General features: G+C 62.6%; 1 protein-coding gene. It reads left to right on the top strand.

From position 1 onward, the window contains the following. Nucleotides 1–18: 18 nt before the first annotated feature. The coding region (locus tag DIE08_RS36645) for a hypothetical protein (protein WP_311768968.1) at nt 19–206 on the top strand (188 nt) is incomplete at its 3' end.

Below are 206 nucleotides of genomic sequence, written 5' to 3'. Positions count from 1 at the left end.
TCGGTCGAGCTGAGACCCGTGGACAACGAGTTGATGCCGGTCGAAGTCGAGGTCGACAGCGAGCTGATCGAGCTGGTTGCCGACGAGAGACCGGTCGACGTGGAGGTCGACAGCGAAGCCACCGAGCTATCGGTCGAGCTGAGGCCCGTGGACAACGAGTTGATGCCGGTCGAAGTCGACGTCGACAGCGAGCTGATCGAGCTGGT

The organism is Burkholderia sp. Bp9004 (genome assembly GCF_003858025.1).
Classification (GTDB): Bacteria; Pseudomonadota; Gammaproteobacteria; order Burkholderiales; family Burkholderiaceae; genus Burkholderia; species Burkholderia diffusa.
This window is presented reverse-complemented; position numbering and strand designations above follow the sequence as displayed.